Genomic DNA, 12640 nt, shown 5'->3' with positions numbered 1-12640 from the left:
GACGGAGCCTGTAAACAGACTGCACCGGATTCGCCGGTCCCGGACCTCCCCGCACGGCCCGGTGGTCGTCATCGCCGACCGCCGCCGGGCCGGTGGACCTCGGAGCCGGCGACGACGCCCAGGGCGAGCGCGTCGGCAGGGCGGTCGTCACCGTCCACGGCTGCGACCTCACCGGAGGGCCATGTGAAGATCAACGCCGACCGCACCACCTGAGGACGGACCGTTCGCCCGCAGCGGCGCGCGGTCAGCCCTCGATCCGCCACTTCTGATGAGGCACTCCCGCGCACGTCCACAGCCGCAGTGCGTCCCCGTCGGCGCGGCCGCCGTCCTTCGCGTCCACGCACTTGTTCGCCTGCGGATTGACCAGGTCCCCCTCGCCGCTCAGCACGAACTGCTGGGCCGGGTTGCCGCTGCACCGGGCGAGCTGGATCACGGTGCCGTCCTCCTTGGCCCCCCAGGCCACGTCCATGCACATGCCGAGCGAGCGAACGGTGCCGTCGTTGAGGAACTCCCACTTCTGGTTGGCCCGCTCCTTGCAGTCCCAGACCGTCAGATGCGTGCCGTCCCTGGCCTCGCCGTTCACCTGGCCCGTGGCTTCGATGCACCGCCCGGCGGCCTTGCTGATGATGTGGGAACCCGGCACCGGGGCGGGCTCCTTCTCGGGCTCCGCGCCGCCGCCACCGCCGCCGGCGGGCTCCTGCGTCGCGTCCGCGCCGGTGTCCTCCTTCTCCGGTGTGGGCTCAGCGGTGGGCGCCTTCGACTCGGCCTGCGGCGACGGCTGGACCGGGGGAGAAGCGGACGGCGGCAGGGTGCTGACCGGCGAGTCGGCGACCTTCTCCGTGGCGAGGCTGCGTACCTGCGGTTTGTAGGCGAGCCAGATGATGACAAACGTGATGGTGAGGGCCAGTGCGATACCGAGCGCCGTGGCGAGCCACCCCGGCAGGAACCCCCGCTGGACGAAGGTGCCGTCCACGTCGACGGGCTGCGCCCCGGACCTCTGGACGGCCAGCGTGTACGGCCGTTGTTCCTTCGACCCGAACCAGGTGATCTGCCGGGGCTTCAGCGTCGCGTCGACGAAGACGGCGCGGCCCGGCTCGACCTGGATGCTGCCCGGACGGATGTCGTACGAGAGGGAGTCCCCGTTGTCGCTCCCGCTGACCGACGCGGTGAGCTTGGTGTTCCCGAGGTTGTCGACGGCCAGCTTGGGCCGGCCCCGGAAACGCCCCTTGACCGTGGGAGGAACCAGCTCGGCCCTGAGCTCGGTGAACGGGGTGACCGTGACGTTGCCCTCGGGGACCGTGGTGGCCTCGGGGTGCTCGGTCGGTGTGATCCGCACCGCGTACGGATTCGGCCCGGCCGTCGCGTCGGGGGTGCGGGGCGGCGCGATCGTCAGCTCCACCGTCGCGGTCGTACCCGGATAGAGCCGGACCGTCTGCGGTTCCACGGACATCCAGGGGGCGATGCCGCCTACGGGCTCGAAGCGGTACTCGTCGACGACGTCGCCGGTGTTCCGCAGCCGCAGCCGGACGGTCGTACTGCTGCCCGGATCCACCGTGGTCGACGCGGGTTCCAAAGAAGTCCATAGGTCCACCAGTCGACGGTAGGGCCGCGCCCGTCACCGTGTCATCGGGCCCAGGGGCAGACCGGGTGCCCGGAGGGGTGCGGGGAGTCTGCCCCTTCTTCCCCGCCGCCTGCCCTCCCGAACTTCCCTCCGTGGCCCGGGTGAAGGCCCGGCGCCCGGCACCTGAGGCCCTTTCAGATCATTCCGTGGTTCTCCCCGCCCTGGGCGGACCCGTCCGCGCCTCCTCCGCTTCGTACCCCGTGCCGACGCCTTCATCCGCGTCGGCGCCACGGCCGCGGTCGGGTTCCGGCCGGAGGCCGATCCCGTACCTTCCGGTATGCGGAGGGGAGTTGATCACTTGCGTCCGTAACCCGATAGGCTCCCCTGCGGCGCGGCGAGTTGACTCGAACTCACTCGGCCGCCGCCGCGCTGCCCGCTCCGCGTGCGGCGTTGTCGGCGTGTGCGCGATTCCCCCCCCTGTTCGATTGTGTTGCTCTCGAAGGATGCAGATGGAACTTGCCACTCCACCCCCGGTGGCACGTACACCGGTCGCCTGGTACGGCTGGTGGCTGATGCCGCTGGCCTTAGGAGCCGGAACCGTCGTCACCGCAGTGGCGGGACCCGATGAGGTCCAGATACCCGCGACGTTCGCGGGTGCCGCGGTCACCGTCGCCGGCGCGGTCTGTGTACGGCTCCTCGTGCGGACCCGGGCCCGGCTCGGCCGCGCGAACGAAGAATTCCGCTCGGCCCAGGCCGAGCACTCCCAGCAGCTGTACGCGGATGTGCGGGGCCGGGAACAGAGATTCGCGGCCGAGCGCTCCGCCCTGGAGGCGCAGCTGAGCGAGCAGGCGGCCGCCTTCGAGGCCCGGCTCGCGGAGCACACCCAGGCGTACGAGGCCGGCATCGCCGACCGGGCCCGCGCGACGGAGGAGCGGCTCGCGCTCCAGCAGGCCGTCGTCGTCAGGCTCGGCGACAGCCACCTCCCCGAAGCCGTCGCACGGCTCCGGGACGGCGAGGCCATCGACGACATCCTGGCCGAGGCCGCGCAGGAGGCCGACGCGAGCCCGGAGCTGCGCGCCGCGCTGCGCAAGGTCCAGCGGACCGCGCTGCTCGCCGTGGAGGAGGAGCTGAACCGCTCCACGTCCGCCGAGCAGGCTGTGGTCGGCATCGGCAGCCGGATCCACGTGCTGACAGGCCGGCTGCGCGGCAGGCTCCACGAGATGCAGGGCGAACACGGGCGGCTGCCCGCCGTGGCCCAGGGCCTCATGGAGCTGGACCAGGAGATCGGCCCCGCCGACTGTCTCGCCGCCAGCATCGGCGTACTCGGTGGTTCGGACCGGCCCGGACGCCAGTGGCAGGAGCCGCAGCGACTGCTCAGTGTGGTCCGCGGCGGCATCGGACGCATCAAGGACTTCAACCGCGTCCAGGTGCGTCATCTGCCCGAACTCGGCGTCGACGGCGGTCTGGTGGACCACCTCACGCTGATCTTCGCGCACCTGCTCGACAACGCGGCGCGCTACTCGCCGCCCACCGAGCCCGTGGTCGTCTCCGGCAAGGAGGTGCCCAACGGCGTCGGCATCGAGATCCAGGACGCGGGCAAGGGTCTGAGCGACGAGCGCAAGCGCGAGGCCGAGCAGGCCATCGCGGGTACCTCGCAGGGGCCCGGCCTGGGCGGCATCTCGGAGGACGCCAACCTCGGTCTGCGCGTGGTGGGCGCCCTCGCGCGCCGCTACGGCATCCGGGTCACCTTCGCGGACTCGCCGTGGCTCGGCACCTCGGTGGTCGTGGTGGTTCCCCACAAGTACTTCAGCCATCTGCCCGCCCCCGTCACCGAGCCGGCCAGGCCCGCCGTGGAGAGGGCCGAGCCGGTCCCCGAGCCGGCCCGGGCCGCCGTGCCCGTGGAAAGCACCGAAGTCATCGACGCCATGGAGACCACGCCCGGCGGCCTGCCGCGACGCAGGAGCAGGCGGGCGGACACGCCGACAGCCAGGCCGGGCGGCGCCGACCGGGCCACGGAGTCCGTGGTCGCCGTGCCGCCGGACGCCTCGTTCGCCGGTCTCGCCGCCTTCGCCACGGCCGGGCGCGAAAGCGCTCCACCAGGGGCGACGACCGCGGACGCCGACCCGGGCGCCCGCGAGACGACTGCCGGCCGTGAGTCCAACCGCACTGAAGAGAGCGACTAGTCCACATGACGCAACAGGGAACCGACGTGAGCTGGGCGCTCCGCGATCTCACGGAGAGCATCCGGGAGATACGTTTCGCCCTCGTGGCCTCCAGCGACGGCAAGGCCATCACCTCCTACGGCGCCGACGACCCCGACGACGTGGACCGCTTCGCCGCCGTGGTCGCGGGGCTGCAGGCCCTCGCGCAGCCGGTGGCCGAGCAATTCCCCACGTACGCAGGACAGCTCCGCCTGGCGATGATCGAGGTCGACGGCGGCCATCTCTTCGTGGTGCGGGCCGGTGTGGAGACGTACCTCGGGGTGCTGGCCAGGGAAGGGCTCGACCAGGGCCTGCTCGGCCATCAGATGAGGGATCTGGCGCGGAGGATGGGTGAGCTCCTCGGCACGAGTCCGCGCCTGGAGGAGAATCCTGGATGAGCGGTCCCCGCCGGCCCACGGACCCGCCCGGTCTCGAGCGCTACTACGTCCTCACCGGGGGGCGCAGCGGACCGGGTGGTTCGGCGTCGACCCTGGACGTGGCGACACTCATCATCTCCCGTGCCGCGGCCGGGACCGGTCTCCAGCACGAGCACGAGGAGATACTCCGGCGCTGCCGCGATCCGCTGTCGGTGGCCGAACTCGGCGCCCACCTCGGACTGCCCTTCAACATTCTCGCGGTGCTCCTGGCCGATCTGCTGGACGCAGGCCGCGTCGAAGCCCGTGATCCGATCCCGGCGTCAGGAGCCGGCCGCGGGCCCGACCTCGCGCTCCTTGAGGAGGTACTCAGTGGACTTCAAAGGCTTTGACCATCCCGACCGGCAGGCGGCGGGAGGCGGCACCCGCTCGGTGAAGGTGATGATCGCCGGTGGATTCGGCACCGGGAAAACCACCCTGGTGCGCTCGGTCAGCGACATCAAGCCCCTCACCACCGAGGAGACGCTGACCCAGGCCAGCGTGGACGTCGACGACCTGATCGGGGTGGCGGACAAGCAGGAGACCACCGTCAGCCTCGACTTCGGCAAGATCGGCATCAACGAGGAGCTGGTGCTGTACCTGTTCGGGACCCCGGGGCAGGAGCGGTTCTGGTTCCTGTGGAACGGCCTGTTCAAGGGCGCCCTCGGGGCCGTCGTCCTGGTGGACACCCGCCGGCTCGCGTCCAGCTTCCGGGCCATCGAGGAGATGGAGCGGCAGGACGTGCCCTTCGTCATCGCCCTGAACGTGTTCCCCGACTCCAAGGACCACCCGGTCGAGGAGATCCGGGACGCCCTGGACATTCCGGAGCACACGCCGGTCGTGACCTGCGACGCCCGTGACCGGAACTCCAGCCGGGACGTGCTGATCGCGCTGATACGCCACCTCAAGGCACGCTCCGCCGCCGCTCTGGAGCCCCGATGACCGACCACCCGGCCGACGGGGAAGCCACCGGGGGCTGCCCCGTCATGCACGGCGGCGCCGACGACCTGACCCGGCTGTACGGGCCGGACGCGGCGCTCGACCCGCAGGGCATCTACGGACGGCTGCGCAAGGAACACGGAGCCGTGGCTCCCGTGCTCCTGGAGGGGGACGTCCGCGCCTGGCTGGTCCTCGGCTACCGCGAGAGCCGGCGCGTGCTCGACAACCCCCTCCAGTTCAGCCGGGACTCGCGCATCTGGCGGGACTGGAAGGAGGGGGAGGTCGAGGACACCTCGCCGCTGATGCAGATGCTCGGCTGGCGTCCGGACTGCGTCTCCCAGGACGGCGAGCCGCACCGCAGGCTGCGCAGGGCCGTCACCGACAACCTGGACACCCTCGCGGGGCGCGGTATCCGGCGCCATGTCACGCACTTCGCGAACAAGCAGATCGACGCGTTCGCCGGGAAGGGCAGTGCCGACCTGGTGGGCGAGTACGCCGAGTACCTGCCGATGCTCGTGCTCACGCGGCTGTTCGGGCTCCCGGCCGCCGAGGGGCGCAGCCTCGCGGTCTCCTGCGCCCAGGTCATCAAGGGCGGACCGGACGCCCTCGCGCACAACGACCGCATCATGGAGATCCTGGGGGAGCTCGCCGAGCGCAAGCGGCTCGAACCCGGGCCCGACTTCACCACCGGGCTGCTCGCGCACGACGCCGGACTCGACGAGGGCGAGATCCTCAGCCACCTGCGTCTGGTGCTGATCACCGCCCACACCACGACCAGCAACCTGCTGGCCCGGGTGCTGGAGGCGGTCTTCACCGACCCCGCCCGCCTCTCGGGGCTCGTCAGCGGCCAGCGGGCCGTCTCCGAGGTCGTCGAGGAAGTCATGTGGAGCACGCCGCCGCTGGCGGTCCTCCCGGGGCGTTTCGCCACCGCGGACGTCGAGCTGGGCGGTACGCAGATCAAGGAGGGCGACCTGCTGGTGCTCGGGCTGGCCGCGGGCAACCTCGACCCGGACATCCGCCCCGACTCGGGTGTCTCCGTACACGGCAACCAGTCGCACCTCGCGTTCAGCGGCGGCCCGCACGAATGCCCCGCCCAGAACATGGGCCAGGCGATCATCGAGACCGCCGTCGACACCCTGCTGCACCGGCTGCCCGGACTGCGTCTGTCCGTACCCGCCTGCGAACTCACCTCGACCGCCTCCACCTGGGAAGCGCGTCTGGACACCCTCCCCGTCGAGTTCACCGCGGTCTGACCACGCCCCGCGTACCCGCCGGCCGGATCCTCCGGCCGGCGGGTACGCGTGTGTCAGACGGTGAGCAGATCGTCCAGCGATCCCCGGCCCGCCAGTTCCGCCGTGGCGGCCGGGCCCTCCTTCGCGGCGGCGTACCGGCCGGAGGTCAGCGCCCACTCGTAGTTGCCGCTGATCCAGTGCTGGATGGCCTCCACGCCCATCCGGACCTGGGCCCGCTCCTCGGGGCCGAGGCCGAGCGCCTCGCACATCCCCGGGACGTGCGTCTCGAGCGCGAGGTACTCGTCGAGGCACGCCGTCGTCATCCTGTACGCCTCGGCGGCTGCCTCCTCCCACGTGCAGCCGCGCTCCCGGTGCAGGACGGCGATGAGGTTGTGACCGTCCCCCCGGCGCCTCTCGCGCTCGAAGGAGTGGATGTCGTTCATGAAGCCGATCGTGTCCGCGGCGAGGTCCCGCATCCTGACCATCAGCGGGTGCGCCTGCACCTGCGCCGGCACCTCGAAACCGCGGCTGCGCTCACCCGCGTCGATGCTGTGGTGGATGCCCACCGTGCGACGGCGGAACTCCGCGTACTCCTCGATGCCGAGCGTTCCCGCACGGCCCCCGGCCGCCAGGTCGACCTCCTCGGTGTGGGCCACGAGGAAGCGCCCCCAGGAGGCGGCGAACCGCGTCCGCCAGGTCAGGGACATGCCATCCGAGAGCCGGGCCCACACCTGGGCCCAGGCCACGGTGATCGGGCAGAGCACGCGGGGAGGCGTCCCGGCGGGGCGCAGCGGTGTGGCTATCAGCTCCCGCGCGACCTCCGCTATGCGGTCGGCGCGGTCCGGGCTCCCGGAGTCGAACTGGTCGTCGAAGAGGAAGGCCAGGGAGAACCAGTTCATCAGGACGACCATGTCCTCGGCCGACGCGTAGGGGTACGTACGCGCCGCCGCCTGCGGCAGGTCCCAGGACTGGTACTCCTCGAAGCCGGCCTGGCTGCGTACCAGGCCCATCTCCCACACCCAGCGCAGATGGTGCTCCCGCGCGTACGCCAGGTGTTCGCTCACCGGAGTCTTGAAAGGGAGGTCGAATGTGACGTCCTGCGGCATGTGGCGGGTCCTCTCTTGAGACAGTTCACAGGCCCCCGCCCCGTGACCGGGCGATCGAAAATGACGCCCATTGACTTGAAGTGCACGTTTTGAGCCACAAATTGATGGCTCATCATGTGCGCCCTCATGCTGCCCAGACCCTAAACGATCTATGCCGCAAGATCGCTTCGAAGAAGATCTTCCGGAACGATCGCCTCCACGCCCGTGCGCCGCAGGCTCAGACCTGGCCCAGATCCGAGCTGAGCCAGCGCTGGGGGCGCATGTGGATGACCACCTGTGCGCCGTGCTCCTTCCAGGCGAAGTCGACGTAACCCTCGACCTTCTCGGCCGGGAGGTATCGCGAGGACATCTCGACCAGCTGCTCGCGGGTGGCGGGGAGCGTGGAGACGACCGGGCCCTCGACGGAGACGTAGCGGATGGTGGGCGTGAGGCGCTCCACCATGATGCTGAAGCGGCCCGCCCGGGCGATGGCGGTCCCCTTGCGGGAATCGCGCCCGGTCATGATCCACAGGTCGCCGCCGGGCGCGTACTGGTACCAGATCGGCACGGTGAGCGGGGCCCGCCCTTCCTCGGCCGCGTCCACGGCCAGGGCGCCGATGTGCGGTTCGGCCAGGAACAGTTCACGCTCGGTGCGGGTCAAAGCCATGGCTGGACTCCTCGGTCGGGCGGTCGGTGTGCCTCAAGGCGGCATTATGCAACGCTTGCCCCGGTGTGGCGGCGGAACCCGCCGTCGCGGCCGACGCCCCTGCTATATCTGTGCGTTCACCGATACGGGGGAGCGGATCATGGACCGGAACACATCCGTACGGCTGCGGGCGGCGACCGCCGGGGACGCGGAGGCGATGACCCGGGTCTTCCTGGCCTCACGGGCCGCCGCGCTGCCGTACCTGCCGCGGGTGCACAGCGACGAGGACACGCTCGCGTGGATCACCCATGTCGTGCTGCCCGGCCGCAGGGCGTGGGTGGCCGAGGGGGAGGAGGGGGAGCTGCTCGGATTCGCCTCGCTGGACGGGGACGAGCTCGACCAGCTCTATCTGCGGCCCGACATCCTGCGGTGCGGCGTCGGGACGCTGCTTCTGGAACGGGTGAAGGAGGCCTCGCGCGGCGTGCTCAGTCTGTACACCTTCCAGCGCAACTCCGCCGCGCGCGCCTTCTACGAGCGGCACGGTTTCGTCGCCGAGGCGTACGACGACGGCGCACGCAACGAGGAGAACGAGCCGGACGTGCTGTACCGGTGGGCGGCCGCCGGCTGAGCGGAGGCCGGCACGGGCCGAGCCGTCAGACGAGGGGCGGGCGGCCCAGACGCGTCATCCGCCACACCGTGCGCCAGTGCATCGGGTTCCGTTCGCCGCACTCGGTGCGCACCCCTTCGGCGAAGCCGGCCGCCCAGGCGCGCAGCCCGCTGGCCGAGCGGGTGCGGGCCGCGGTGAGCAGGATCCAGGTGCCGAGATAGGCGGGGACCAGGGGCAGGGGCAGGTTGCGGCGGGCCAGCCAGACGCGGTTGCGGGCGGTCATGCGGTAGTAGACCGCGTGACGGGCCGGGGACGTCTTGGGGTGCTGGAGCAGCAGGCCGGGCTCGTAGAGGATCTTCCAGCCCGCGTCGAGCGCCCGCCAGGACAGGTCCGTCTCCTCGTGGGTGAAGAAGAACTCGGCCGGCCAGGGGCCGGTCTCGGCGAGCATCTTCATGGAGAGCGCGTGGCCGCCGCCGAGGAACGCGGTGACCTGGCCCCGGCGCATCGGGTCCTTGGCGCGGAGCCGCGGCACGTGCCGGCGCTGGGTCTCACCGTGTTCGTCGGCGATGCGGAAGCCGACGATGCCGAGACGCGGGTCCGCGGCGTACAGCTCCCGGACCCTGCGGAACACGTCCTTGTCCACCAGGAGGCCGTCGTCGTCCAGCTCGATCACCACGTCCACGTCACCGAAGGCGGCGAGCACCTCCAGGGCCTTGTTGCGGCCGCCGGGGCAGCCGAGGTTCTCGTCGAGTTCGAGCACGGTCACGCCGCCGGCCGGCCCCGTCAGGCCGGGGAAGGAGCTGTAGTCGGGGAGCGGCGAGCCGTTGCCCACGACGACCACGCGGGAGGGGCGCGCGTCCTGCATGGCCACCGACGCCAGCAGCGCCTCGACCTGCTGCGGGCGGTCTCCCATGGTCACGATGGACACGCCGATACGCGGTTCGGACAAGGCTCGGCTCTCCCGGGGACATCGGTGGCTTGCGGCACCGCGGTACCTCCGCGGTGCCCGTGATCGTAACGTCCGGTGTTCAGCTCGCGGTGGGTGACCGGTCATCGGAGGGGCGGTCACCGTTCAGCCGGGCGTACATCAGCATGTCCCGGCGTCGGCCCCCGATCTCCTGCCAGCCGCGCAGCAGACCCTCGCGCCGGTAGCCGGCGCTCTCGGCGGTCCGCACCGAGGCCGTGTTCCAGGGTTCGATGAGGAGCTGCACCCGGGGGATGCCCAGCTCGTGCAGGGCCCAGGTGGTGACCGTGCGCAGGGCCGCTCCCGCGACGCCCTGGCCACGGCCCGGGGCCGTCATCCAGTAGCCGAGGGTCGCCCGGCCCGCGTCCGCGTCCGCGAGCCAGAGCCCGATGGAGCCGACCGGCCGCCGGTCCCGGGTGCGCGCGATGGTGAACGGATATCCGTCCCCGTCGGCTGCCCGGCCCCACTGACGCCGGACGTAGGCCTCGGCCGCCTCGTCGGAGTAGGGCGTGGGGATCGTGGTGACCAGCGGGATGTAGTCGTCCTCCGCCGCCTCGCGGACGAGGGGCAGATCGCTCATCTCCCAGGGGCGCAGGACGAAGTCGGCTCCGGCGGTCATGCTGGGAACGGTCAGCGGTGGTGCCATGCCGCCATCCTGCCGCGCCCGCGTCCCGCCACCGAGACCCGACTCACCCGGCGGGCCTCCGATAGCTAACGGCCCTGTGTTCCCGTTAGTGTGTACTGTCTCCCGGCACGGGCCGGTGACGGAAGTGGAGGCCTCTCGTGGACGCAGGGGATGTGGAGCCGGGCACGGTCAGACCCGGCGGTCGTACGGCCAGGGTGCGGGAGGCCGTGCTGCGCGCGGCCGGTGACGCGCTGGTCGAGCACGGCTTCGACCGGCTCGACCTCGCGGACGTCGCCCGCCGCGCCGAGGTCGGCAAGACGACGGTCTACCGGCGCTGGTCCACCACGGCGGGACTGGTCGCCGACCTGCTGACGGAGATGGCGGAGCAGTCGGTCCCGCGTACGGACACGGGCTCCCTGGACGAGGACCTCCGGTCCAACGCACGGCTGGTGGCGCGCACGCTGACCGACGCGCGCCAAGGCCCCCTCTTCGCCGCCGTCGTCGCGGCGGCGACGTGCGACGCCCGGACGGCCGAGGCCCTGCACCGCTTCTACGCCGTACGCATCGAGGAGTGGGCCGGCTGCGTCGCCGCCGCCGTGCAGCGGGGTGAACTGCCCCCGGGCACCGACGCCCGCGAGGTGATCCGGGCGGTTTCGGCGCCCCTCTACTACCGGCTGCTCGCCAGCGGCGACCCCCTCGACGACGCGGTCGCCGACCGGGCGGCCGAGGCGGCGGCGGTGGCGGCGCGGGCGGGCGTGTACGTGAGCTGAGCCCCGCTACGGGACTCAGCCGATACGGGTCCCCGTCCCGGACACCCTGATCCGTGCGTCACCCGGCCTCAGTTCGACGGTGAGGGTGCCGGGGCGGCCCATGTCGGCGCCCTGGTGCAGGGTGAGGACCGCGCCGTGCGGGACGAGGCCGAGCTCGCGGGCGTACGCGCCGAACGCCGCGGCCGCCGCGCCCGTCGCCGGGTCCTCGACGACGCCGCCGACCGGGAACGGGTCGCGGACGTGGAAGACCGTGGCGGACTCCCGCCACACCAGGTGGACCGTCGTCAGGCCGAGCCGCCGCATGAGGGCTTCCAGCCGGGCGAAGTCGTACGAGAGGTCCGCCAGGCGCTCCCGGGTCGCGGCGGCCAGCACCAGGTGGCGGGCGCCCGCGTAGGCGATGCGGGCCGGCAGCGCGGCGTCCAGCTCGGCGGCCTGCCAGTCCAGGGCTGCCAGGGCCTCCGCCACGTCCTCGGGGGCGGCGTCCACGGTGTGCGGCTCGACGCTGGTGAGGGTGGCGCGGAGCTCGTCGCCCTCGCGGACGACGGTGACCGGGACCGGACCGGCGGGGGTGGAGAACACCAGATCACCCGGGCCGTCCCGCTCGGCCAGCGCGATGGCGGCGGCCACCGTGGCATGGCCGCAGAAGGGGACTTCGGCCTTCGGGCTGAAGTAGCGGACGGTGTACCCGCCGTGGCCGTCCGGCGAGGTGAGGAAGGCCGACTCGCTGTAGCCCAGCTCCGCCGCCACCGCGAGCATCGCCGCGTCGTCGAGCCCGGAGGCGTCCAGGACGACACCTGCCGGGTTGCCTCCGCCGGGATCGGCGGAGAACGCTGTGTAGCGGAGGACGCCGGCGGCGGTGTGTGAGCTCATGCCGCACCTCAACCGGGGGGCGCCGCCGCGCATTCCCGCCGGCGGCCGTCGAAGCTCATGCATACGGTTCCACGGGGTGGCGGCCCGGGGTCCTGACCCCCCGGACCGCCACCCCCGGCCGCTCGGCGGACCCCCGGCCGCGGCGACCCCTTCTTCACAGTGGTCAGTGGCAGACCTTCACGCCGGTGCCCTTCCCCCAGGAGCAGGAGTCCAGGAGCGCACCGCTCGGCTTGATCAGCCGGGCCTTGTCGCCGGTGTTGTTCCAGACGTACGAGCCACGGTTCCAGTACACGTGGGCCGCGGAGTTCTTGCCCTTGCCGGTGTGGACCCGGACCGTCTTCCCGGCGGCCACGCCGAAGCTCGGGAAGGTGTACGTGTAGCCGGTGTTGTCCTTCAGCTTGTAGCCCTTGAGCTGCAGCTTGGACTTGCCGTTGTTGTGGATGTCCACGTACTCGGCGACCAGGGACGTGTTCGTCCGGGTGTCCTTGCCGGGGCTGTCGTACTGGATCTTGCCGAGGTGCAGACCGCCCTGGTGGGAGGCCGCCGAGGCCGGGGCCGTGGCGAGGAGCGAGCCGGCCAGGGCGGTGGCGGCGGCCAGGGCGAGGGGCGCGGTGGTGCGTATGCGCATGCTGTGTGGTCCTTCTGTGTGCATCTGGTGAAGGTCAGCAGCATACGGGCAGCACGCGCTTGCCCGGACGCGGAGCGGGAAACTCGCAAACTCTGTCAT

General features: G+C 71.8%; 15 protein-coding genes. 7 read left to right on the top strand and 8 right to left on the bottom strand.

Features of this window, described 5'->3' with window-relative positions; translation table 11 throughout:
- Nucleotides 1-68: 68 nt before the first annotated feature.
- Entirely contained in the window at nucleotides 69-194 is a 126-nt protein-coding gene (locus tag ACIP63_RS02740) for a hypothetical protein (RefSeq protein ID WP_401510748.1), read from the bottom strand.
- A 50-nt stretch (nucleotides 195-244) separates the two neighbouring features.
- On the bottom strand, nucleotides 245-1591 hold the full coding sequence (locus ACIP63_RS02735) for a ricin-type beta-trefoil lectin domain protein (protein WP_401510746.1): 1347 nt from the start codon (nucleotides 1589-1591) through the stop codon (nucleotides 245-247).
- Nucleotides 1592-2070: 479 nt separating this feature from the next.
- Between ACIP63_RS02735 and ACIP63_RS02730 the strand changes: the two genes are divergently transcribed.
- From ACIP63_RS02730 to ACIP63_RS02710, 5 genes are read left to right on the top strand one after another with little or no spacing between them, the layout of a single operon-like run.
- Entirely contained in the window at nucleotides 2071-3744 is a 1674-nt protein-coding gene (locus tag ACIP63_RS02730; RefSeq protein WP_401510744.1) for an ATP-binding protein, read from the top strand.
- 5 nt (nucleotides 3745-3749) lie between these two features.
- On the top strand, nucleotides 3750-4160 hold the full coding sequence (locus ACIP63_RS02725; RefSeq protein WP_356707453.1) for a roadblock/LC7 domain-containing protein: 411 nt from the start codon (nucleotides 3750-3752) through the stop codon (nucleotides 4158-4160).
- Nucleotides 4157-4528, top strand: coding sequence for a DUF742 domain-containing protein (locus tag ACIP63_RS02720; protein WP_383567003.1), 372 nt, complete (start codon nucleotides 4157-4159; stop codon nucleotides 4526-4528). The genes ACIP63_RS02725 and ACIP63_RS02720 overlap by 4 nt, the downstream gene beginning before the upstream one ends.
- On the top strand, nucleotides 4509-5117 hold the full coding sequence (locus ACIP63_RS02715; RefSeq protein ID WP_401510741.1) for a GTP-binding protein: 609 nt from the start codon (nucleotides 4509-4511) through the stop codon (nucleotides 5115-5117). Before ACIP63_RS02720 ends, ACIP63_RS02715 begins: the two co-directional genes overlap by 20 nt.
- Nucleotides 5114-6367, top strand: a complete 1254-nt coding sequence (locus ACIP63_RS02710; RefSeq protein WP_401510739.1) for a cytochrome P450 — start codon at nucleotides 5114-5116, stop codon at nucleotides 6365-6367. Before ACIP63_RS02715 ends, ACIP63_RS02710 begins: the two co-directional genes overlap by 4 nt.
- 53 nt (nucleotides 6368-6420) lie before the next feature.
- On the opposite strand, the gene ACIP63_RS02705 is transcribed toward ACIP63_RS02710, so the two are convergent.
- On the bottom strand, nucleotides 6421-7452 hold the full coding sequence (locus ACIP63_RS02705; RefSeq protein WP_401510737.1) for a 7-epi-alpha-eudesmol synthase: 1032 nt from the start codon (nucleotides 7450-7452) through the stop codon (nucleotides 6421-6423).
- A 217-nt stretch (nucleotides 7453-7669) separates the two neighbouring features.
- A complete protein-coding gene (locus ACIP63_RS02700; protein WP_401510735.1) occupies nucleotides 7670-8098 on the bottom strand; it encodes a pyridoxamine 5'-phosphate oxidase family protein in 429 nt (142 codons plus the stop codon).
- Between the two features lie 139 nt (nucleotides 8099-8237).
- On the opposite strand from ACIP63_RS02700, the gene ACIP63_RS02695 reads away from it, so the two are divergent.
- The gene (locus ACIP63_RS02695; RefSeq protein WP_401510734.1) at nucleotides 8238-8705 is read left to right on the top strand and encodes a GNAT family N-acetyltransferase; all 468 of its coding nucleotides are present in this window, start codon (nucleotides 8238-8240) and stop codon (nucleotides 8703-8705) included.
- A gap of 25 nt (nucleotides 8706-8730) precedes the next feature.
- Here ACIP63_RS02695 and ACIP63_RS02690 read toward each other — a convergent pair whose 3' ends face one another.
- Both ACIP63_RS02690 and ACIP63_RS02685 read right to left on the bottom strand, forming a co-directional pair.
- Nucleotides 8731-9633, bottom strand: coding sequence for a glycosyltransferase family 2 protein (locus ACIP63_RS02690; RefSeq protein ID WP_401510732.1), 903 nt, complete (start codon nucleotides 9631-9633; stop codon nucleotides 8731-8733).
- 79 nt (nucleotides 9634-9712) lie between these two features.
- On the bottom strand, nucleotides 9713-10294 hold the full coding sequence (locus tag ACIP63_RS02685) for a GNAT family N-acetyltransferase (protein ID WP_401510730.1): 582 nt from the start codon (nucleotides 10292-10294) through the stop codon (nucleotides 9713-9715).
- 137 nt (nucleotides 10295-10431) lie between these two features.
- Between ACIP63_RS02685 and ACIP63_RS02680 the strand changes: the two genes are divergently transcribed.
- Entirely contained in the window at nucleotides 10432-11043 is a 612-nt protein-coding gene (locus tag ACIP63_RS02680; protein ID WP_401510729.1) for a TetR/AcrR family transcriptional regulator, read from the top strand.
- Between the two features lie 15 nt (nucleotides 11044-11058).
- Here the strand turns inward: ACIP63_RS02680 and ACIP63_RS02675 are convergent, their stop codons facing one another.
- Both ACIP63_RS02675 and ACIP63_RS02670 read right to left on the bottom strand, forming a co-directional pair.
- Nucleotides 11059-11913: a PhzF family phenazine biosynthesis protein gene (locus ACIP63_RS02675; RefSeq protein ID WP_401510728.1), complete on the bottom strand. Its 855-nt coding sequence runs from the start codon at nucleotides 11911-11913 to the stop codon at nucleotides 11059-11061.
- A gap of 163 nt (nucleotides 11914-12076) precedes the next feature.
- Nucleotides 12077-12541 (bottom strand): lamin tail domain-containing protein, encoded by a 465-nt coding sequence (locus ACIP63_RS02670; protein WP_401510726.1) that lies wholly within the window; start codon nucleotides 12539-12541, stop codon nucleotides 12077-12079.
- Nucleotides 12542-12640: the final 99 nt, after the last annotated feature.

The sequence above is a fragment of the Streptomyces sp. NPDC088746 genome, assembly GCF_044751065.1.
Lineage (GTDB): Bacteria > Actinomycetota > Actinomycetes > Streptomycetales > Streptomycetaceae > Streptomyces.
This window is presented reverse-complemented; position numbering and strand designations above follow the sequence as displayed.

Bases quoted from the DNA above. Each gene is read 5' to 3' on its own strand.
- ACIP63_RS02730 (WP_401510744.1), top strand. From the start codon at position 2,071: ATGGAACTTGCCACTCCACCCCCGGTGGCACGTACACCGGTCGCCTGG.
- ACIP63_RS02725 (WP_356707453.1), top strand. From the start codon at position 3,750: ATGACGCAACAGGGAACCGACGTGAGCTGGGCGCTCCGCGATCTCACG.
- ACIP63_RS02720 (WP_383567003.1), top strand. From the start codon at position 4,157: ATGAGCGGTCCCCGCCGGCCCACGGACCCGCCCGGTCTCGAGCGCTAC.
- ACIP63_RS02710 (WP_401510739.1), top strand. From the start codon at position 5,114: ATGACCGACCACCCGGCCGACGGGGAAGCCACCGGGGGCTGCCCCGTC.
- ACIP63_RS02705 (WP_401510737.1), bottom strand. From the start codon at position 7,452: ATGCCGCAGGACGTCACATTCGACCTCCCTTTCAAGACTCCGGTGAGC.
- ACIP63_RS02700 (WP_401510735.1), bottom strand. From the start codon at position 8,098: ATGGCTTTGACCCGCACCGAGCGTGAACTGTTCCTGGCCGAACCGCAC.
- ACIP63_RS02695 (WP_401510734.1), top strand. From the start codon at position 8,238: ATGGACCGGAACACATCCGTACGGCTGCGGGCGGCGACCGCCGGGGAC.
- ACIP63_RS02685 (WP_401510730.1), bottom strand. From the start codon at position 10,294: ATGGCACCACCGCTGACCGTTCCCAGCATGACCGCCGGAGCCGACTTC.
- ACIP63_RS02675 (WP_401510728.1), bottom strand. From the start codon at position 11,913: ATGAGCTCACACACCGCCGCCGGCGTCCTCCGCTACACAGCGTTCTCC.
- ACIP63_RS02670 (WP_401510726.1), bottom strand. From the start codon at position 12,541: ATGCGCATACGCACCACCGCGCCCCTCGCCCTGGCCGCCGCCACCGCC.